The organism is Methylobacterium sp. J-043, assembly GCF_022829505.1.
GTDB lineage: Bacteria > Pseudomonadota > Alphaproteobacteria > Rhizobiales > Beijerinckiaceae > Methylobacterium > Methylobacterium extorquens_A.
On the sequence record NZ_JAKSYB010000063.1, the window covers coordinates 199,681 to 219,034 of the forward strand.

A 19,354-nucleotide genomic window follows, 5' to 3' on the forward strand; every position below is an offset into this window, starting at 1 on the left:
GCAGGTTTCTTTGAAACGGGCGAAAGAAAAAAACTCTAAACTTCGGAAACCGAGGCGCCGACATTGCGCCCGCGGGCGATGACGAAGCGCAGGCGGCCGGGCCGCGCCAGCCCTGCGACCAGCGTCTCCGCCTCCCTCTGCGAGGGCACGAGCGCGAATCCGGTCGGTCCCCAGGAGCTCTGGCCGTAGCCGGGCACGCCGGCCCCTGCGATCGCCGCGAGAGCGTCGGCCACGGCGGGGCTGGCGAATCGTCCGCCCTGATGGGGTGCGAAATGGTCGCCGATCCGCTTCTGGATCGCCGTGATGCCGGCACCGAACCCGTTCGGCTCGGCGGTCGCGGCGGCGGGCAGCACCTGCATCAGCACGATCCGGCAGATCTCGGCGGCTTGCCCCGCATCGAAGGGCGGCAGATCGCGGAACGCTTCGGTCTCGCGGGAGCCATGCACGCCGGTCATCGCCTCGTCGAGGATGAGCACGACGCGCCAATCCTCCGGATAGGGCAGCCGGGCGATGACGGGCGGCGGCGCACCGGAGCCGTCGCGCCCGCCATCCACAATCAACCCGCCCTCGGTGAAGGCGGCGAGCCCGACGCCGGAACGGTTGCCGCGGTCGAGCACGTCGGCGAAGTCCGCCGGCGCGAAGGAACGTCCGTTGAGGCGCGCCAGTGCGGCGGCGACCGCCAGCGCGAGCTGCGTGCCCGAGCCGAAGCCGGCATGAGCGGGAATCGATTCCTCGACCTCCACCGCCACGGCCTCCGGCACATCGAGATAGGCGGCGGCGGCGAGTAGGTTGGCGCGCACCCGCTCGGCCTCCGGGCCGCTGGCGGAGGCGCGTTTGGCAGGGCGCGCGACGAGTTGGACGGCCGGCGCGTCGAGGGCGAGGCCGATGCTGCCGAAGCGGCGCCCGAGGCCGCCGTTGAGATCGAGGAAACCGAAATGCAGGCGCGCGGGCGCGCGGACCCGCACGGCGGCCCCGGCCGGCCGGGGCGTCGTGCTCACGATTTCACCCGTCTGGTCCGGGACCTCGGCCACGGTCTCATTCCCTTCCGCCGACGTCGCCGGCCCAGCCGGCGCGGACGCGCCCACGATGGGGGCGGCTTCTCACATGCTGCGGCGCCCGCGACAACCTCGCAAATGCCGACGCGGTTGTCCCCGCGCCGAACGGATTTCGCGCGCAAACCCGGCGATCGGAGAGAGCGGCCGACGAACGAAATCCTGACGCAAACTTCGCCGGGGGCTTGCGGCCTCCGGCACAGGAATGCAAAACCACCCGGCTCCCTTCGCGGAGCCGGTCCGAGCCACTGCCCCCGAACCCGCATCCCGGATTTCGAGGCATCGAGGCTCCACCAGGGGCGCCCGCGCCTTTCGGACGTGACCGTCTTTCGCCCCGCCTCGAGGCGGGGATGCCCGAAGAAGCGACGGTGAGGAAGCATGGCAGCCTGGGTGAAGGGAGGCGCAGCGGATGGTGACGCTGCGGTCGAGGCCGCGGCCGACCTGCTCGCCGCCTCACGCGTGCCGGTGCTGGCGGGCCTGAGCGCCGAGGTTTCGGCGTTGCGCGCCGCCTACCGGCTCGCCGAAACCCTCGGCGCCTCGCTCGATCCCGTCTCCGGCCCCAGCGTCTACGCCGAACTCGGCGCGCTCAGCGCGGGTGGTGCGATGAGCACGACACGGGCCGAGACGATCGGCCGGGCGGACGTGGTCCTGATCGTCGGCAACCGGCCCTGGGACGGTGAGCTGGTCGCCGAGATCGCCGCCGCGGCCCCTCGCCGCGGACGCGCGGCGGGCACCGAGCGGGCCCTGCTCTCGCTCGGCGGTCCTCAGAACGGTGCGATCCGCCACGTCGCCTATGCGGCGGATGCCGGTGGCCTCGCCATCTCGCTCGGGCACCTGCGCGCCTTCGCCAAGGGACATCTCGCCGGTGAGGCCGCCTTTGCCGACCTCGCCAAGCGCCTATTCGCGGCCCAGTACGGCGTCGTCGTCTACGACCCGGAGGAGGTCGGCGAACTCGGCACGGAAATGCTCCAGGGGCTGATCCGCGACCTCAACGAATCCACCCGCTTCTTCGCGCTGTCGCTGGCCGACCCGTTCCAGGGCCGCACGGCGGTGCAGCTCTCCGCCTGGACCACTGGACAGGCGCCGCGGGTCGGCTTCGGCCGGCACCAGCCCGAGCACGATTCCTGGCGCTTCGACAGCGCCCGCCAGATCGCCGCGGGCGAGGCCGATGCCGTGCTGTGGCTCGCCTCGCTTCCCGCCCCACGCCCCGCTTGGCTCGGGAGCCTGCCGACCATCGCCATCGTCGGCGAGGGCTCTCAGGAGGCTGCGGGCGAGACGGCGGAGGTCGTCATCACCGTGGGCGTGCCCGGCCAGAGCGTCGGCGGCGCCCTCTGGAACGAGCGGCGCGGCGCCATCGCCTACGCCGAGGCCAGCGATCCATCGAAGACCCAGGCTGAAACGGAGACAGCGGCCGGCGTGCTCACCCGCATCCGCGACCGCCTCATCGAGAAGGGTGTCTCATGCTGACCCGTATCCACGGCGGACGGGTGGTCGATCCCACGGCCGGGCGCGACGCCATCGGCGACGTCTGGATCGAGGACGGCCGCGTCGTCGCCCCGAGCGAGCGCGCCCCCGACCAGACCATCGATGCCACGGGCTGCGTGGTGATGGCCGGCGGCGTCGAGGTCCACTCGCACATCGCCGGCGGCAACGTGGTGATGAGCCGCCTGCTGCTGCCCGACCTCTACGTCAGCGAGTCCGCTCCCAACGGCCATCCCTTCGCCCATGCCGGCGGCTCGGGAAGCTGGATCGGCGCCAACTACGCGCGGATGGGCTACACCACCGCGGTCGAACCGGCGCTGCCGCCCTCGAACGCGCTCGCGACGCACCTCGAACTCGCCGACATCCCGCTGCTCGACCGCGGCGGTCTGGCCGTGCTCGGCAACGACGACCACCTGCTCCAGCTCCTGCGCGACGGCGAGGGCAAGCAGGCTGTGCGCGATCTCGTGCAGCAGACGCTGGCCCATTCGCGGGGTCTGGGCGTCAAGTGCATCAATGCGGGCGGCGCCTCGGCCTTCAAGGACGGCGTCTTGAAGCTCAGCCTCGACGACGAAATCCCCTGCTACGGGCTCTCGACGCGCAAGATCATGTCGGCCCTGCTCGACGCGGTGGAAGAGATCGGCGTGCCGCACCCGCTGCACGTCCACTGCAACAATCTGGGGCTCCCCGGTGCCGACGACTCCCTCGTCGCCACGCTGGAGGCGGCGGAAGGCCGGCGCATCCACTTCGCCCACGCCCAGTTCTACGCCTACGGCGTGGTCGATCCAGAGAACCCGATGACCGGCGGCTTCCGCTCGGCGGCCGAGCGCATCAACGCAGCGATGGAGGAGCACCCCAACGCGACCTACGACGTGGGTCAGGTGGTGTTCGGTCAGACGGTGACGATCTCGCTCGACATCCTGCGCCAGTTCGGCGGCCGCAAGGGCGCCAAGCCGAAGAAGTGGGTGATCCAGGCCGGCGACGCCGAGGGGGGCGGCGTGGTTCCGTTCCTCTACCGGCCCCGCGGCCCGGTCTCGTCGCTGCAATGGGCGATCGGCCTGGAATTGATGCTGCTCTCCTCGAACCCCGAGCGCACCATCCTGACGACCGACCATCCGAACGGCGGCGTCTTCACCGAATACCCGCGCATCATCCACCTGCTGATGGATGCCGAGGAGCGCGCCAAGGAAATCGCGACGCTGCCGGCGATCGTCGGCGAGCGCTCCGGCCTGCCCAAGATCGAGCGCGAGTACAGCTTCAGCGAGATCGCCCAGCTTACCCGCTCCGGCCCGGCCAAGCTCCTCGGCCTGACCGACCGCGGCCACCTGCGCGAGGGTGCCAAGGCCGACGTCGCGATCTACCGAGACGACAAGGACCGCACCGCGATGTTCTCGCACGCCAAGCTGGTGCTCAAGGACGGCCAGCCCATCGTCGAGGACGGCGAGGTCGTGGCGTGGTTCTCAGGAAAAACGCTCTCGCTCGACGTCGAGGCCGATGCGGGCATGGAGAAACGCGCCGAGAGCTACCTGCAGGACCGCTTCGGCGCCGGGCTCGACACCTTCGCGGTGCCGGACGCCGCCTTCCCGGAGAACACCGGGACGTTCGAAGACGTGGCGTGCCGGGCCTGATGTCGAGGGTGATGGAATCGAATCGATGAGCGACTTCACCCTCAACGGCATCAAGGTCGAGGACACCTTCGCCGAAGCCTTCGACGTCGCGGGCACCGCGATCATCGTCACCAACGACACGCCGAAATGGGCGATGATCGCGGCGACGGTGATGACGGGCTTCGCCACCTCGGTGATCGGCTGTGGTGCCGAGGCCGGCATCGACGCCGAACTCTCCCCCGAGGAGACGCCGGACGGGCGCCCGGGCGTGCGCATCCTGCTGTTCGGCTTCGAGCCGAACGGACTCAAGGACCAGCTCCTCAAGCGCGTCGGTCAGTGCATTCTCACCTGCCCCGGCACCGCGTGCTTCGCGGGCGTCGAAGGCCCGACCAAGATCAAGCTTGGCGGCGCGATCCGCTATTTCGGTGACGGCTTCGCAGTCGCCAAGCGTCTTCCCGACCACGAGGGCAAGATGCGCCGCTACTGGCGCATCCCCGTCATGGACGGCGAATTCCTGTGCGAGGATTCGGTGCGCGCGGTCGACGGCGCGGTCGGCGGCGGCAACCTGCTGTTCCTCGGCCGCAAGCACGCCGACACGCTGGTCGTCGCCGAGATCGCCGTCGAGGCGGCGAAAGCCATCCCCGGCGCGATCCTACCCTTCCCCGGCGGCATCGTCCGCTCCGGCTCGAAGGTCGGCGGGCGCACCAAGGGCATGATGGCTTCGACCAACGACGCCTATTGCCCGACGCTCAAGGGCCGGGCCGGCTCGGCGCTGCCGCCCGAATGCGGCGTGGTGCTGGAGATCGTCATCGACGCGCTGACCTCGCAAGGTGTCTCCGACTCGATGCGCGCGGCGCTCCACGCCGCCACCGAGATCGGCGCCAAGCACGGGCTCGTGGCCGTCACCGCCGGCAATTACGGCGGCAATCTCGGCCGGCATCACTACCACCTCCGCGACCTGTTGGAGAAACCCGCCGCATGAGCACGCTGAGACTGCGCGGTGATCTGCCGGAGCGGGTCGACCTTCTCAACATCACCCCCCTCGCCCTGAGCGGTCTGTCCGAGGCCGAGGCGGGCAAGCTCGCCATCGGCACGAGCCGCCGCGGCCTGACCCTCGGCGACGTGTTCGAGATCAGCCTCGACGGCTCCGACCGCCTCGTGATCGAGGGCGGTTCGTCCCGGCTCGACCGGGTGGGTGCGGCGCTCTCGCAAGGCGACATCCGGGTCGAGGGCGATGTCGGCCAGCGCCTCGGCGAAGGCATGGCGGCGGGCACGCTCACGGTGACCGGCTCGGCTGGCCCCTATGCCGCCACCGGCGCCACCGGCGGCACGATCACGATTCAAGGCGATGCCGGCGACCACGCGGGCGGCGCGGTCTACGCCGCCAAGGCCGGGCTCGACGGCGCGACGCTCGTCATCGAGGGGCGGGCGGGCGATCATCTCGGCGACCGCATGCGCCGCGGCATGATCCTCGCCGGCTCGGCCGGTGCTTACGCCGGCTCGCGCATGATCGCCGGCACCATCGTCGTCTCCGGCGCGATCGGCGACCATCCGGGCTACGGCATGCGCCGCGGCACCCTGATTGCCGGCAGCCACGGGGCGCTGCTGCCGACTTTCGTCGAGACCGGCACGCCGGATCTGGTCTTCGTCCGGCTGCTGGCCCAGAGCCTCAAGCGTCTCGGCGCGGCGCAGGCCGGCCTTCTCGGCGGCACGCTGCGGCGCTACTCGGGCGATCTCGCGACGCTCGGCAAGGGCGAACTGTTCGTGCCGGCTTAGGCCCGCACGATTTTTCCGAAAGCCGCCGGCAAGTCGCATAAAAATGACTTGCCGGCCTGCCGGATTCTCCCACCTTGCCTTGGACCGAGGCGCGGGACACCGATCCGGTCGAGCCGACCGCGCCCCCTCCGAACCGAGGCCGCGCGCATGTTCCTGCTCCTCTCCGTCTGCCTGATCGCCCAGCCGGCGAAGTGCCACGACGAGCGGATCAACCTAAACTACGACAATCCGAACCCTTTCCTGTGTCTGCGCAACTCGCAGAGCACCCTCGCGGCGTGGCAGGAGGAACATCCGGACTATCATGTGAAGAGTTGGCGCTGCGCCCCCAGGGCGAGCCTGCCGAACGATCTGTAGGACCGATCTGCGAACGGACCGGGAAAAGCCGGCAATGCAAGCCGGCTTGAGACCCCGCCCCGGCGGTGACATGGTCCGCCCGCCGCAGCCGCGGCGGAGAGGGAGACCATGCGTTCGCTGAGAGTCCGGTTCGCCCTCCTGCTCGGCGGCACGGCGTTGATCGCCCTGCTGGCGGCGGCCGGCGTGCTGTGGTCGATCCGGCTGACCGAGAACGTCATCGAGCGCACCCTCGCCGCCCAGCACCGGCTTGAGCTTCTGGCGGAACTGTCGGGGCGGCTGGCGCAGTATGGCTTTGCCGCCATCGACAGCGTCGGCAACCCGGACGCGCCGCCCGAGGCCCTGTCGGTGACCCGCGACCGGGTCGATCAGGCGCTCAACCATGTCGATGACGCCATCGGCAACGGCATGGCGACCAGCGCCAACCTGGAAGACCGGATCCAGTACGTCGCCCGCACCCGGCCGCTCGCCAACGTGCGCGCGGCCCGCGCGATGCTCGACCGTCAGGTCACCCTGGTGCGGCGCGAGACCGATCCCGACCGGCGCAAGACGGCGATGCAAGGCGCGCTCAACGCCTTCGGCGCGATGACGGGACCGCCGCTCTCCCTGCTGATCGAGGCGGAGCGGCGCAGCATGACTGCCGGTTCCGCGGCGGCCCGGACCCTTTCGCAGCGGCTCACCGCCGCCGCGCTCGCCGCGACGGTGCTGGCGCTCGCCTTCGTCGGGGTGCTCTACCGGTCGGTCACGCGGCCGACCCTGGCGCGGATCGAGGAGATCCGCCGGGCGGCCGGCGCCGTCGGCAGCGGCGCGCTCGAGACCCGGCTTTCGGTCGAGACCCGCGACGAACTCGGGCTTCTGGTCGCGAACTTCAACCGCATGGCCGCGCGGCTCGCCCGCCGCGAGGGCCGGCTTGCCGCCGACCGGGCCGCTCTGGAGGACACGGTGGAGGCCCGCACCGCCGACCTGCGCGCGGCCAACGAGCGGCTGGAGATGGTGGACCGCTCCCGGCGCCGCTTCTTCGCCGATGTCAGCCACGAACTGCGCACGCCGCTCACCGTGATCCTGGGCGAATGCGACCTCGCTCAGCGGACAGCGGAGCGCGCCGCCGGCCGAACCATCGATCACGGTCCCGTCTTTGCCACCATTCGCAAGCGGGCGCAGCGCCTCAAGCGGCGGGTCGAGGATCTGCTTCGCGTGGCCCGCTCCGAATCCGGCCAGATTGAACTCGACCGGCGCGCCGTGAGCGCCGTCGAGGTGCTGACCGATGCCGTCGACAGCGCCGGGTCGGAGGCCGCGCGCCGCCGGGTCGAGCTGGTGCTGGAACCGGGCGACCACGACATCGAGATCGCCGCCGATCCGGAATGGCTCCGCCAGGTTGTCGAGAGCCTGATCGACAATGCCCTGCGTCACGCCACCGGCCTGACCCGTATCACCGTCTCGCTAAGCGAGCACGGCACGCCGCAGGGCAGCCGGGCGCTCGTCACCATCGACGACGACGGCCCCGGCTTCCCCGCGGGCGGGGACGGGCTGTTCGAGCGCTTCCGCCGCGAGGCCCGATCGGGAGAAGCGGGATTCGGCATAGGTTTAGCTCTGGCGCGATGGGTCGTTGAGCGCCATGATGGCGCGATCAGCCTCGGCGGAGCCGAACACGGCGGCGCCCGGGTGGTCATCGACCTGCCCTCGCTCGACGATGGCGTCGCACCGGAATTCCACGGGGCAGGACACGAGAGGATCGGCGCCGCATGACGACGCGCGTATTGATCGTTGAGGATGACATCGACATCCGCGGCATTCTGGCTCGCGGCCTGGAAGCGGAGGGGTTTTCCGTCGGCGTCGCAGGCCGGGTCGAGGATGCGCTGAGTGCCGCCCGCGACGACGCGCCGGAGGCGGTGGTGCTCGACATCACTCTGCCCGACGGCTCCGGCCACGACGTCTGCCGCTCCTTGCGCGAGGGCGGCTATCCCGGCGCGATCCTCTTCCTGAGCGCCCGCGACGAGGTCCGCGACCGGGCCGAGGGGCTGGCGCTCGGCGCCGACGATTACATCGTCAAGCCGTTCGTGTTCGACGAACTGCTGGCCCGGCTCCAGGTCCACCTGCTGCGCCGCCGCGAGGCGGACACCCCGCGCACCGTCTTCACCGCCGGCCGCCTGACCCTCGACGTGAACATTCGTCAGGTCAGCTTCGGCGAGGCCTCGGCCCGACTCACCCCGCGGGAGGCGGAGCTGCTCGCTCTGCTGATGCAGGAGGTGAATCGGCCGATCTCCCGCGGCGAGATTTTCGACCGGCTCTGGGCGAGCCAGGGCGGGCTCTCCCTCAACGTGGTCGATGTCTATGTCGGCTACCTGCGCTCGAAGCTCTCGGACTTCGTGCGGCTGGGCGGTCCGGTGATCGTCACCGTGCGCGGCAAGGGCTTCATGCTCGATCTGCGCGGCCAGGATTTCCGCCACTGACCCTCGCGGCATTTTGCTCCGGCCGTCCTCTTTTCCGCTGAAGTCCACCCGCGTGTTTCACGCAAACTTGGCCTGAACCTGGGAAGAAACGGCAAGCTGGCTCTTGCAGGCGGGGCCGGAATTGGCGATATACCTCCGGCGTGCGAAAACGAGTGCGTCGCCAGTATCTTACGATCCTCTTAATCAGGAGATCGAGAGGTTCCGGCGTTCCATAAAGTCGAGGAGAGACACCATGAAGTGGGCTGCCCCCATCGTTTCCGAGATCTGCGTCGGCATGGAAGTCACGAGCTACGAGTCGGCCGAGATCGACACCTTCAACTAAGGTGATTTGAGCCGGGTTGGGGTTGCAGGCATCAGCGGGTTTTCACCATGCATGTCGTGATCCTGGGCTCGGCTGCGGGCGGCGGCGTTCCTCAATGGAATTGCCGCTGCTCCATCTGTTCGCTGGCCTGGGCGGGCGATTCCTGCGTCAGGCCGCGTACGCAGTCGAGCCTTGCGGTTTCCCCTGACGGGGAACGCTGGCTCCTGCTGAACGCCTCCCCCGACATCCGCCAGCAGATCCAGGCCAATCCGCAGATGCATCCGCGCGAGGGCCTGCGCCACTCGCCGATCCACGCGGTGTTGCTGACCAATGGCGATGTCGATCACGTGGCGGGCCTGCTGACATTGCGTGAAGGCCAGCCCTTCACGCTCTACGCCACGCCCGGCATCCTGGCCTCCGTCTCCGACAACCGCGTCTTCGACGTGATGGCCGCCGAGGTGGTGAAGCGGCAGACGATCGCCCTCAACGAGACCTTCGAGCCGGTGCCCGGCCTGTCGGTGACGCTGTTCTCCGTCCCCGGCAAGGTGCCGCTCTGGCTGGAAGACGCCTCGATGGAGATCGGGGCGGAGACCGAGACCACGGTCGGCACGATGATCGAGGCCGGGGGCAAGCGCCTCGCCTACATCCCGGGCTGCGCTCGGGTGACGGCGGATCTGAAAGCCCGCATCGCGGGCGCCGACGCACTCCTGTTCGACGGCACGGTGCTGGAGGACGACGACATGATCCGCGCCGGCGTCGGCACCAAGACCGGCTGGCGGATGGGCCATATCCAAATGAACGGCGAGACCGGCTCGATCGCCTCTCTCGCCGATATCGAGATCGGCCGGCGGGTCTTCGTTCACATTAACAACACCAATCCGGTCCTAGTCGAGGATTCGCCCGAGCGCGCGAGCGTCGAAGAGCGCGGCTGGACGGTCGCCCATGACGGCCTGACCCTCGATCTCTGATCGGGCAGGCCTCGCAGGAAGGGTCCGGCCTGGAAATTTAGTGCCGGACTGAATATGTTTTGCACGATGCAATCGTGCGGCAGCGGCCCTGCTCCGACCGGCAACGGGCCCCATTTAAAAACAACTCCAGGAAACGTCACTCGAAGCTCGGGGGAAACCGAACGCCATGACCGCCCAATTCCCGCCGCCCGTCCCGGACGCCGAGCAACGCCTGCTGAGCCACGAGGAGCTTGAGGCGGCGCTCCGCGACATCGGTGCGCGGCGCTACCACAACCTCCACCCGTTCCACCGGCTGCTGCACGACGGCAAGCTCTCGAAGGATCAGGTCCGGGCCTGGGCGCTCAACCGCTACTATTATCAGGCGATGATCCCGGTGAAGGACGCGGCGCTTCTCGCCCGCCTGCCGGACGCGCAGCTTCGCCGGATCTGGCGCCAGCGCATCGTCGATCACGACGGCGATCACGAGGGCGACGGCGGCATCGAGCGCTGGCTCAAGCTTGCCGAAGGCGTGGGTTTCACGCGCGATTACGTGCTCTCGACCAAGGGCATCCTCTCGGCGACCCGCTTCTCGGTCGATGCCTATGTCCACTTCGTCTCCGAGCGCAGCCTGCTCGAAGCGATCGCCTCCTCGCTGACCGAGATGTTCTCGCCGACGATCATCTCCGAGCGCGTCGCCGGGATGCTGAAGAACTACGACTTCATCACCAAGGACACGCTGGCCTATTTCGACAAGCGCCTGACCCAGGCCCCGCGCGACGCCGATTTCGCCCTCGATTACGTCAAGCGGCACGCCACCACGCCGGAGATGCAGCGGGCGGCGATGGAGGCGCTGACCTTCAAGTGCAACGTGCTCTGGACGCAGCTCGACGCACTCTACTTCGCCTACGTCACCCCCGGCTTGGTGCCGCCCGATGCGTGGCAGCCAGGCGAGGGCCTCGTGACCGAGGCGAGCCCCGCCGCGGCGACGGCTCAGCCCGCGGCCTTCTCGGGCAGCGACGTGCCGCGCCTGCCCCGCGGCGTGCGCCTGCGCTTCGACGAGGTCCGCAACAAGCACGTGCTGCTCGCCCCCGAGCGCACCTTCGACCTCGACGACAACGCCGTCGCGGTCCTCAAGCTCGTCGATGGCCAGAACACGGTTTCGCAGATCGCCCGGATTCTGGGCCAGACCTACGACGCCGATCCGGCCATCATCGAAGCCGACATCCTGCCGATGCTGGCTGGCCTCGCGCAAAAAAGGGTTCTGGAGCGATGAATGCACCGACCCCCGCCCCCTCCCCCGTGGACGTCATTCCGGCGCCGGTGGGTCTGCTCGCCGAGCTGACTCACCGCTGCCCCCTGCGCTGCCCGTACTGCTCGAACCCGCTGGAGCTCGACCGGCGCTCGGCCGAGCTGGATACGCAGACGTGGCTGCGGGTGTTGACGGAGGCGGCGGGTCTCGGCGTGCTGCACGTCCACCTTTCGGGCGGCGAACCGACCGCCCGCCCCGACATCGTCGAGATTACGGCCAAATGCGCCGAACTCGGCCTGTACTCGAACCTGATCACCTCCGGCGTCGGCGGTGCGCTGGCCAAGCTCGACGCGCTCTACGACGTCGGCCTCGACCACGTGCAGCTCTCCGTACAAGGGGTGGACGCGGCCAATGCGGAAAAGATCGGCGGCCTCAAGAACGCGCAGCCGCAGAAGATGCAGTTTGCCGCCCGAGTCACCGAACTCGGCCTGCCGCTGACGCTGAACTCGGTGATCCACCGGGGCAACATCCACGAGGTGCCAGGCTTCATCGACCTCGCGGTCAAGCTCGGCGCCAAGCGGCTGGAGGTGGCCCATACCCAGTATTACGGGTGGGCCTACGTGAACCGCGCCGCGCTGATGCCGGATAAGAGCCAAGTCGATGAATCGATCCGCATCGTCGAGGCCGCGCGCGAGCGCCTGAAGGGTCAGCTCGTCATCGACCTCGTGGTGCCCGACTACTACGCCAAGTACCCCAAGGCCTGCGCCGGCGGCTGGGGCCGCAAGCTCATGAACGTAACGCCGCAGGGCAAGGTGCTGCCCTGCCACGCCGCCGAGACCATTCCGGGCCTCGAATTCTGGTACGTCGGCGACCACTCGCTCGGCGACATCTGGACGCAATCGCCGGCCTTCGCCGCCTATCGCGGCACAGGCTGGATGAAGGAGCCCTGCCGCTCCTGCGACCGGCGCGAGAAGGATTGGGGCGGGTGCCGCTGCCAAGCGCTGGCGCTCACGGGCGATGCCGCCAACACCGATCCGGCCTGCTCCCTTTCGCCGCTGCACGGGAAAATGCGGGATCTTGCCAAGGAAGAGGCTGCCGAGACACCACCCGATTATATATACCGCAGCATCGGGACGAATGTGCAAAACCCGTTGAGCGAAAAGGCACCCCTTTGAGACGATCCTTTCTGGCGGTCGCCCTCTCGGCCGCCCTCGTGACCACACCCTCCGCCTGGGCGGCCTCCGACCCTGCCCCGGCGGCGCCTCGAGATACGGCGGCCCAAGGTTCGACAAACAGAGATCCGGCAACCAAGGGCACCGCACCGGACGCCAGTGAACTGCTGTTCGAGCAGCCGCAGATGAAGAACACCGCGCCCGGCAGCACCCTGACTTACGATTATGCGCGCCGCAGCGGCATCGAACGTGGACCCTACGGGCCGCCGCTCAGCGACGCGATCAAGCTCACGGTCGAGCCCGGCAAGAGCGCCGAGAGCCGCGACATCCGCGTGCAGATGTTCTCCGGCGGCAACCGCCTCCCGGCCGGCCCCTTCACGGACATGCCCGGCAACCCCGTGCTGAGCCTGTTCCTCGAGAACCACCTGAAGGGTCTCGCCAGCCTGCTGGAAGCCAACCCGCGCTACATCAAGAACGCGATCCGAAAAGGTCTGCGCGACAAGGCGACGGTGACGCCGATGCAGGTGTCGTTCAAAGGCCGGACCGTCGAGGGCTGGCGCGTCGAGATGAAGCCGTTCGCGGGCGATCCTCAGTCGGAGCGGATGCGCGGTTTTGAAACCATCACCTACACCTTCGTCGTCGCGCCTGACGTGCCGGGAGAGATTGTCTCGATCCAGGCCCGCGCGCTGAAGCCGGATGGCGGCGAACTCCTCGAAGAGAGGCTCGATTATGACCAGAAGGATTCCTGAGGCGCTCGCCGCCGCGATGCTTGCCGCCGCGATGCTCGCCGCGCCGGCTCGTGCCGACGACAACGACTATCCGACGGATGTGCGGGCCGATTACGTGTTCGGCTGCATGGCCGCCAACGGGCAGACCCGCGAAGCGCTGGAGAAATGCTCCTGCTCCCTCGACGCGCTCGCATCGATCTTGCCCTATGACCGCTACGTTCAGGCCTCGACCATCCTGTCGATGCGCCAGGGCATCGGCCAGCGCACCGCCGCGTTCAAGTCGACCAAGATGTTCGACGACAAGGTGGCCGAGCTGCGCCGTGCCCAGGCCGAGGCGGAGATCCGCTGCTATCGCGGCGCCTCCTGAGTATGCCGGGCCGGGGATGAGGCTGAAGCGGATTGGATCTGGCGCAACCCCGCCGGAGGGGCTAGGCCGGCAAAGTCAGCCCCTCATCCTCGATCCGCGATGCCGCCCGACGCTTCCCCTCCGCCGACGCGCTTGAACACCCTGCTGCCCGGCCTCGGCCGGCGCACGCTGGTGATGGGCATCCTCAACGTCACGCCGGACTCGTTCTCGGACGGAGGCCGCTTCGAGGGCGTCGAGGCGGCCCGCGCGCAGGCGGCGGCATTGACGGAGGCTGGCGCCGACATCCTCGATATCGGCGGTGAATCGACCCGTCCCGGCCATACGCCGGTGCCGGCCGCCGAGGAGCAGGCCCGTGTCCTGCCCGTGATCGAGGCCGTGGCCCCGGGCCTGTCGGTCCCGATCTCGATCGACACCTACAAGGCGTCCACGGCGGAGGCTGCGCTGAAGGCGGGGGCCACCCTCGTCAACGATGTCTGGGGCCTGCAGCGCGAGCCGGACATCGCCCGCGTCGCGGCCGAGCACGGCGCGCCGGTCATCGTCATGCATAACCGCGAGACGATCGACGGCTCGCTCGACATCATCGCCGACATGCTGCGCTTCTTCGAGCGCTCCCTCGACATCGCCCGCCGCGCTGGCATCCCCGACGGCGACATCGTACTCGATCCCGGCATCGGCTTCGGCAAGAGCTGGGAGCAGCATCTCGAGGCGCTCCGCCGCCTGCCCGAAATCCGGGCGCTGGGCTTCCCTCTCCTCGTCGGTGTCTCGCGGAAAAGCCTGCTCGGTCGCCTGCACGACCGGGAGACGGCGCCGCGCGACCGCCTCGTCGGCTCGCTTGCCGCGCATGTGCTGGCCAGCTCGCTCGGCGCCGACATCGTGCGCGTCCATGACGTCGCGCCGCATGTCGAGGCGCTGCGGGTGCTTGACGCGGTGATGCACCCGAAGGGCACGTCTGGGACGATCCATGGCTGACCGCATCCTCGTCCACCGCCTCGCGGTCTTCGCCCGTCACGGCGTGCTGCCGGAGGAGGAGCGGCTCGGCCAGCGCTTCTACATCTCGCTGGAATGCCGGCTCGACCTCGCACCCGCCGGCCGCAGCGACGACGTGACCGCCACCGTGAGCTACGCGGATCTCGCCGAGATCGCCCTCGACATCGCCACCAACCGGCGCTTTGCTTTGATCGAGGCGCTCGCTGAGGCGATTGCCCAGACCTGCCTCGCGCGGTTTGCCCGGATCGAGACGATCGCGGTGCGGATCGACAAGCCGAGTGCGCCGATCCCCGCCGTGCTCGACTACGCGGCCATCGAGATCGTGCGGGGTCGTTCCGACAGAGCAGCGACGCCGGAGACGAGATGACCCGCGCCTATCTCGGACTCGGCAGCAATATCGGCGACAAGGCCGCGATGCTGGCCCGCGCCGTCGAGTATCTTGCGGCGACGCCCGGCATCCGGGTGACGGCGCGTTCCGCCGATTACCGTACGCCGCCCTGGGGCGACACCGATCAGGACTGGTTCCTCAACGCGGCCGCCGCCATCGATACCGAGCTGACGCCGCACGGATTGCTGGAGGTCTGCTTGTCGATCGAGGCGGCGCTCGGACGCGTGCGCGAGCGCCGCTGGGGGCCGCGGGTCATCGACATCGACGTGCTGGCCTACGAGGGGGCGCAGGTCGCCGACGAGCGCCTCGTGCTGCCGCACCGCTTCGTGCGCGAGCGCGCCTTCGTTCTGGTGCCGCTCGCCGAGATCGCCCCCGACCTCGTCATCGGCGGCGAGACGGTCACGGAGGCTCTGGCCAAACTCGATCCGACGGGCATCGAACGGGTGGAATGACAAAAGGCCCGAACCGGGGTTCGGGCCTTCGCATCACGATCCGGGATCACTCGTCCGCGGCGTCGAGAGGCTTGTTGTCCTCCTCCGCCAGCAGCGGCACCTCGTATTCCCGCAGCACCGCCTCGATGTCGGCCTTGCGCTTGCGCAGGACCGCGTTGAGGCTGCGCTTCCAGTCGTTCTCGTTGTGGCGGACGCCCATCGAGACACGGAAGGTCAGCGGCGGCCGTCCCGGCTCTTGGAGGAGCGGCACGACATCCATCGGTACGCCGCTCTGCTTGGCCAGCCAGCCCGCGGACGGCCCCCAGAGGATCGCCACGTCGATCTTCTTCTCAGCGAGATCCGCGATCACTTCCGCCGCGACCGTCTGATGCTTGCGCTCGGCCCCGAAGGCGTAGGGCGCGTAGGCATGGATCCGCTCGCCGACGAGCTTCAGCTCGCTCAGGCGGTTGGAGGGCGGCGTGCCGGCAATGATACCGATCTGCTTGTCCTTCAGCCGCGGGTCGTCGAGACGCTTGAGGTCCGGCAACTCACCCTTGCGCGCGACCAGGACGTAGGCCGAGCGGTAATACGGGTTGGTCGCTTGGACGATGTCGCCGCCCGACGTGCCGATGATCAAGTCGCACAGGCCGGTCCCGAGAGTATTGCGGACGAATCCGGGCCCCTGGGTCAGCCAGTAATAGCGCAGCTTGATCTTGAGTTCGTCGGCGACGATCTGCGCGATCTTGTTCTCGAAACCGCCGCCCTTGCGGTCGGAGAACGGCATGTTGCCGGGATCGCTGCAGACACGCAGGACATCCTGCGTGACCAGATCAGGCAGGTGCTGCGCATGAGCGGGCCGCGCCCCTGCCGAGAGCAGGAGCGCGGCGACCGCGACCGAAACGGGTGCGCTTGAGCGGGTCATCAGCCGCCCAGGCACTCCTTCTCGACGGTCTTGGCGCTTTCGGGCTTGTCTTCCTTCTCGCCCGGACGGGCACGGCCCCAGGCACCGGCGGCGCGGGCGCGCAGGTACACGTAGAGGTCGTTGGCGTAGCACATCACGTTCTTGTTGTCGCCGAAGGCGGGCATCACCTGGTTGGCGGTGTTGCTGACCTCCTGCTTGCCGCCGGCGAGGATGCCGTAGAACTCCTCGTAGGAGAGGCGCTTCAGCGAGTCCTTGAGGGCGGGCGCGTAGGTCGAGCCCATGCCGTCCGGGCCGTGGCAGACGTGGCACTCGGCGTGATAGCGGCGATAGCCGGAATAGGTGAACCAATCGACCTTCTTGCCGTCGTTGGTGATGTGGAAGGTCGGGTGACCGTCCTTATCGAAGTACTTGCCGTCCTCTTCCTTCGTCGCTGCGGCGGCCTTGAGCACCGGCTCGTCGAGCTCCTTGGCGTTCGGATCGAGCTTGTTGGCGAGTTCGGGCTTGGCGTCCTGGGCGAAGGCGACGGTGGCGGCCGGAACCGCTCCGAGCAAGGCTGCACCGACGAGACCAAGAAGAGCGGTTCTTTTCATCGAAGACAACGACGTTTCTCCCGAGACCATCATGTTGCACCGCAACGTAATCTGTGCGGCTACCAAGCAGGCCCTACAGCATAATCATAAAATCATAAAGATGCCGGCGCGATTTCCCGCGCCGGCATCCTTTAGGCTCTATGTCGCAAGCGACTTAGTTGTTCGGCAGCGAGAAGACCGTGAGCTGGCCACCGAGGTTGGTGTAGCTCGACAGAGCCGCGTAGCCACCCACGGCGCCGAGACCGGCGTTCGGGTCGGTCAGGCCGGCCGCGAGGCCGATGCCGGCCCAGCCGCCGACGCCCGAGAGCACGGCGATGTGCTGCTTGCCCTTGTGCTCGTAGGTCATCACGTTGCCGATGATGCCCGACGGGGTCTTGAACTTGTACAGTTCCTTACCCGTCTTCGAGTCGACGGCCTTCAGGAAGCCTTCGAGCGTGCCGTAGAACACCACGTCACCGGCCGTGGCGAGCGCGCCGCCCCAAGCCGAGAACTGCTCGGGGTTGGACCACTTGATCTTACCCTGGAGGTTATCCCAGGCGATGAAGTTGCCCATGCCGCCATGCGAGCCGGGAGCCGGGTACATGGAGAGGGTCGCACCGACGTAGGGCTGGCCCGGGGTGTAGGTGACCCGGAACGGCTCGTAGTCCATGCAGACGTGGTTGGTGGGGACGTAGAACAGGCCGGTCTTGGGCGAGAAGGCCGCCGGCTGCTGGTCCTTGGTGCCGAGAGCCGCCGGGCAGATGCCCTTCGAGTTCACGTCTTCACCGTTCTGCTCGGTCGAGTACTTCGACACAACCAGCGGACGGCCGTAGGTCTTGGAACCCTTGTCCAGGTCGACCTTGGTGGCCCAGTTCACGACCGGATCGAACTTCTCGGCGACGAGCACTTCACCGGTGGCGCGGTCGAGCGTGTAGCCGAAGCCGTTACGGTCGAAGTGCGTCAGCAGCGGACGGTCCTTACCGTCGAACTTCTGATCCGTGAGGATCATCTCGTTGATGCCGTCGAAGTCCCACTCGTCGTGGGGGGTCATCTGGTAGACCCACTTGGCCATGCCGGTGTCGGGGTTACGCGCCCAAATGGTCATCGACCACCGGTTGTCGCCCGGACGCTGCTTGGGGTTCCAGGTGGAGGGGTTGCCCGAGCCGTAGTACATCAGGTCGAGCTTGGGATCGTAGGAGAACCAGCCCCAGGTGCAGCCGCCGCCGGTCTTCCACTGATCGCCTTCCCAGGTCTTCAGCGAGGAATCCTTGCCGATCGGCTTGCCGAGCGACGTGGTCTTCTCGGGGTCGACGATGAGCTGATCGTCCGGGCCGATCGAGTAGCCGCGCCACACCTTCTTGCCGGACTTCAGGTCGTAGGCGGTGACGTGGCACTGCACGCCAAATTCGCCGCCGGAGATGCCGACGATGACCTTGTCCTTCACCGGAAGGACGGTAGCGGTGTTGGTCTCACCCTTGGACGGGTCGCCGTTCTTGACCGACCAGTTGACCTTTCCGGTCTTGGCATCGAGCGACACGACGGTGGTGTCGGCCTGGTGCAGAATGATGGTGCCGTCGGCATAGGCCAGACCACGGTTGACCGTGTCACAGCACATGACCGGGATCACGGACGGATCCTGCTTCGGCTCGTACTTCCAGACGATCCTGGCGCCCTGGTCGAGGTCCAGAGCGTAGACGATGTTCGGGAAGGGGGTGTGGACGTACATGATGTTGCCGACGACGAGCGGGGAGCCCTCGTGGCCGCGCAGCACGCCGGTCGAGAAGGTCCAGGCGACCTGGAGGTTCTTGACGTTGCTGGCGTTGATCTGGTCGAGCTTGGAATAGCGGGTGTTGGCGTAATCGACCGTCTGGAGCACCTGCTCCGCCGGGTTGGCGACGCCCTTCAGAACGCTTTCGTTGGCGAGGGCCGGGCTTGCAGCCGCGAGACCCGCACCGAGTGCGAGGAGATGTACCGCTCTCATGGATTCCTCCGACAAGTCTTATCCGCCGCCGAATAGCAGCCCGCTACCCGCCGTTGATTGACCTGCTGTTTGCGACAGGGATGATATTCGCTCCGGCCGCTCGCGCCTGCCGCACAGGAATTAGGATTATTCCATAGTTCCCGGCGACTTACCCGGCTGGGTCCGCATCCCTTAGCGGCTCCCCGAAACCGAAGCTTGAACGAACTCTAAGAAAATTTCGGGCGCCGTCAACTCGCTTTCGTGTGTCGAATGTCGCACTCGCATCGGCCTTTATCAGGAAACTTGCCGGATAAATTCAGCTTTTTGCGCTGCACAATTTGATGGGCGGCGCACACTTCTCAAGTTTGTTTTGACGAGCTCGAACCCTTTACCAGCAACACCGATGCGCCCACCGCATGGTATGACCAAATTTTCCCACCCCCCATGCGTCAGCGGCACTTTAATTCCTGCCTTCGATGCCACAGATGCCCATTCGCGATGCCGCGTTGCAAACATGACAGGCCTCCGCCGATGCGCTGGAAGGGTCGTCAGGCTGCTCGATCCGCCTCGTAACAGCCGGGAATTTTTTGCAATGAACCGCTCCGTTTATCCTTAAGA

General features: G+C 67.9%; 20 protein-coding genes. 16 read left to right on the top strand and 4 right to left on the bottom strand.

Annotation, left to right across the window (positions count from 1 at the left end; translation table 11 throughout):
- Positions 1 to 35: 35 nt before the first annotated feature.
- The gene (locus MKK50_RS18930; RefSeq protein ID WP_499024571.1) at positions 36 to 1,031 is read right to left on the bottom strand and encodes a beta-ribofuranosylaminobenzene 5'-phosphate synthase family protein; all 996 of its coding nucleotides are present in this window, start codon (positions 1,029 to 1,031) and stop codon (positions 36 to 38) included.
- A gap of 399 nt (positions 1,032 to 1,430) precedes the next feature.
- Between MKK50_RS18930 and fhcB the strand changes: the two genes are divergently transcribed.
- The 16 genes from fhcB (at position 1,431) to folK (ending at position 15,306) form a co-directional block, all read left to right on the top strand.
- Entirely contained in the window at positions 1,431 to 2,519 is a 1,089-nt protein-coding gene (gene fhcB, locus MKK50_RS18935; protein ID WP_499024573.1) for a formyltransferase/hydrolase complex subunit B, read from the top strand.
- On the top strand, positions 2,513 to 4,159 hold the full coding sequence (locus tag MKK50_RS18940) for a formylmethanofuran dehydrogenase subunit A (RefSeq protein WP_253373252.1): 1,647 nt from the start codon (positions 2,513 to 2,515) through the stop codon (positions 4,157 to 4,159). The genes fhcB and MKK50_RS18940 overlap by 7 nt, the downstream gene beginning before the upstream one ends.
- A gap of 25 nt (positions 4,160 to 4,184) precedes the next feature.
- On the top strand, positions 4,185 to 5,120 hold the full coding sequence (gene fhcD, locus MKK50_RS18945) for a formylmethanofuran--tetrahydromethanopterin N-formyltransferase (RefSeq protein WP_253373254.1): 936 nt from the start codon (positions 4,185 to 4,187) through the stop codon (positions 5,118 to 5,120).
- Positions 5,117 to 5,914, top strand: a complete 798-nt coding sequence (locus MKK50_RS18950) for a formylmethanofuran dehydrogenase subunit C (protein WP_499024579.1) — start codon at positions 5,117 to 5,119, stop codon at positions 5,912 to 5,914. Before fhcD ends, MKK50_RS18950 begins: the two co-directional genes overlap by 4 nt.
- A 147-nt stretch (positions 5,915 to 6,061) precedes the next feature.
- A complete protein-coding gene (locus tag MKK50_RS18955; RefSeq protein ID WP_056196321.1) occupies positions 6,062 to 6,268 on the top strand; it encodes a hypothetical protein in 207 nt (68 codons plus the stop codon).
- Positions 6,269 to 6,376: 108 nt separating this feature from the next.
- Complete coding sequence (locus MKK50_RS18960; RefSeq protein ID WP_253373258.1) at positions 6,377 to 8,011, top strand: sensor histidine kinase; 1,635 nt, start codon at positions 6,377 to 6,379, stop codon at positions 8,009 to 8,011.
- Positions 8,008 to 8,715 carry a response regulator transcription factor gene (locus MKK50_RS18965; protein WP_012453681.1) on the top strand — a complete coding sequence of 236 codons (708 nt, stop codon included), beginning with the start codon at positions 8,008 to 8,010 and terminating at the stop codon, positions 8,713 to 8,715. Before MKK50_RS18960 ends, MKK50_RS18965 begins: the two co-directional genes overlap by 4 nt.
- 232 nt (positions 8,716 to 8,947) lie before the next feature.
- Complete coding sequence (gene pqqA, locus MKK50_RS18970; RefSeq protein WP_012317526.1) at positions 8,948 to 9,037, top strand: pyrroloquinoline quinone precursor peptide PqqA; 90 nt, start codon at positions 8,948 to 8,950, stop codon at positions 9,035 to 9,037.
- A 47-nt stretch (positions 9,038 to 9,084) separates the two neighbouring features.
- Positions 9,085 to 9,984, top strand: a complete 900-nt coding sequence (gene pqqB, locus MKK50_RS18975) for a pyrroloquinoline quinone biosynthesis protein PqqB (protein ID WP_499024583.1) — start codon at positions 9,085 to 9,087, stop codon at positions 9,982 to 9,984.
- Positions 9,985 to 10,150: 166 nt separating this feature from the next.
- The gene (gene pqqC, locus MKK50_RS18980) at positions 10,151 to 11,236 is read left to right on the top strand and encodes a pyrroloquinoline-quinone synthase PqqC (protein ID WP_499024585.1); all 1,086 of its coding nucleotides are present in this window, start codon (positions 10,151 to 10,153) and stop codon (positions 11,234 to 11,236) included.
- The gene (pqqE, locus tag MKK50_RS18985) at positions 11,233 to 12,387 is read left to right on the top strand and encodes a pyrroloquinoline quinone biosynthesis protein PqqE (protein WP_253373265.1); all 1,155 of its coding nucleotides are present in this window, start codon (positions 11,233 to 11,235) and stop codon (positions 12,385 to 12,387) included. The genes pqqC and pqqE overlap by 4 nt, the downstream gene beginning before the upstream one ends.
- Positions 12,384 to 13,133, top strand: coding sequence for a hypothetical protein (locus MKK50_RS18990; protein WP_499024589.1), 750 nt, complete (start codon positions 12,384 to 12,386; stop codon positions 13,131 to 13,133). Before pqqE ends, MKK50_RS18990 begins: the two co-directional genes overlap by 4 nt.
- A complete protein-coding gene (locus tag MKK50_RS18995) occupies positions 13,114 to 13,479 on the top strand; it encodes a hypothetical protein (protein ID WP_253373269.1) in 366 nt (121 codons plus the stop codon). The genes MKK50_RS18990 and MKK50_RS18995 overlap by 20 nt, the downstream gene beginning before the upstream one ends.
- 99 nt (positions 13,480 to 13,578) lie before the next feature.
- The gene (gene folP / locus MKK50_RS19000) at positions 13,579 to 14,448 is read left to right on the top strand and encodes a dihydropteroate synthase (protein WP_499024591.1); all 870 of its coding nucleotides are present in this window, start codon (positions 13,579 to 13,581) and stop codon (positions 14,446 to 14,448) included.
- A complete protein-coding gene (gene folB, locus MKK50_RS19005) occupies positions 14,441 to 14,833 on the top strand; it encodes a dihydroneopterin aldolase (RefSeq protein WP_499024593.1) in 393 nt (130 codons plus the stop codon). The genes folP and folB overlap by 8 nt, the downstream gene beginning before the upstream one ends.
- Complete coding sequence (folK, locus tag MKK50_RS19010; RefSeq protein ID WP_499024595.1) at positions 14,830 to 15,306, top strand: 2-amino-4-hydroxy-6-hydroxymethyldihydropteridine diphosphokinase; 477 nt, start codon at positions 14,830 to 14,832, stop codon at positions 15,304 to 15,306. Before folB ends, folK begins: the two co-directional genes overlap by 4 nt.
- 46 nt (positions 15,307 to 15,352) lie before the next feature.
- Here the strand turns inward: folK and xoxJ are convergent, their stop codons facing one another.
- The 3 genes from xoxJ to xoxF1 all read right to left on the bottom strand — a co-directional run bounded on the left by xoxJ (position 15,353) and on the right by xoxF1 (position 18,757).
- A complete protein-coding gene (xoxJ, locus tag MKK50_RS19015; protein ID WP_499024597.1) occupies positions 15,353 to 16,207 on the bottom strand; it encodes a rare earth element methanol dehydrogenase accessory protein XoxJ in 855 nt (284 codons plus the stop codon).
- On the bottom strand, positions 16,207 to 16,758 hold the full coding sequence (xoxG, locus tag MKK50_RS19020; RefSeq protein WP_499025119.1) for a methanol metabolism c-type cytochrome XoxG: 552 nt from the start codon (positions 16,756 to 16,758) through the stop codon (positions 16,207 to 16,209). Before xoxG ends, xoxJ begins: the two co-directional genes overlap by 1 nt.
- A 193-nt stretch (positions 16,759 to 16,951) precedes the next feature.
- Positions 16,952 to 18,757 carry a lanthanide-dependent methanol dehydrogenase XoxF1 gene (gene xoxF1, locus MKK50_RS19025; RefSeq protein ID WP_253373279.1) on the bottom strand — a complete coding sequence of 602 codons (1,806 nt, stop codon included), beginning with the start codon at positions 18,755 to 18,757 and terminating at the stop codon, positions 16,952 to 16,954.
- Between the last annotated feature and the right edge of the window lie 597 nt (positions 18,758 to 19,354).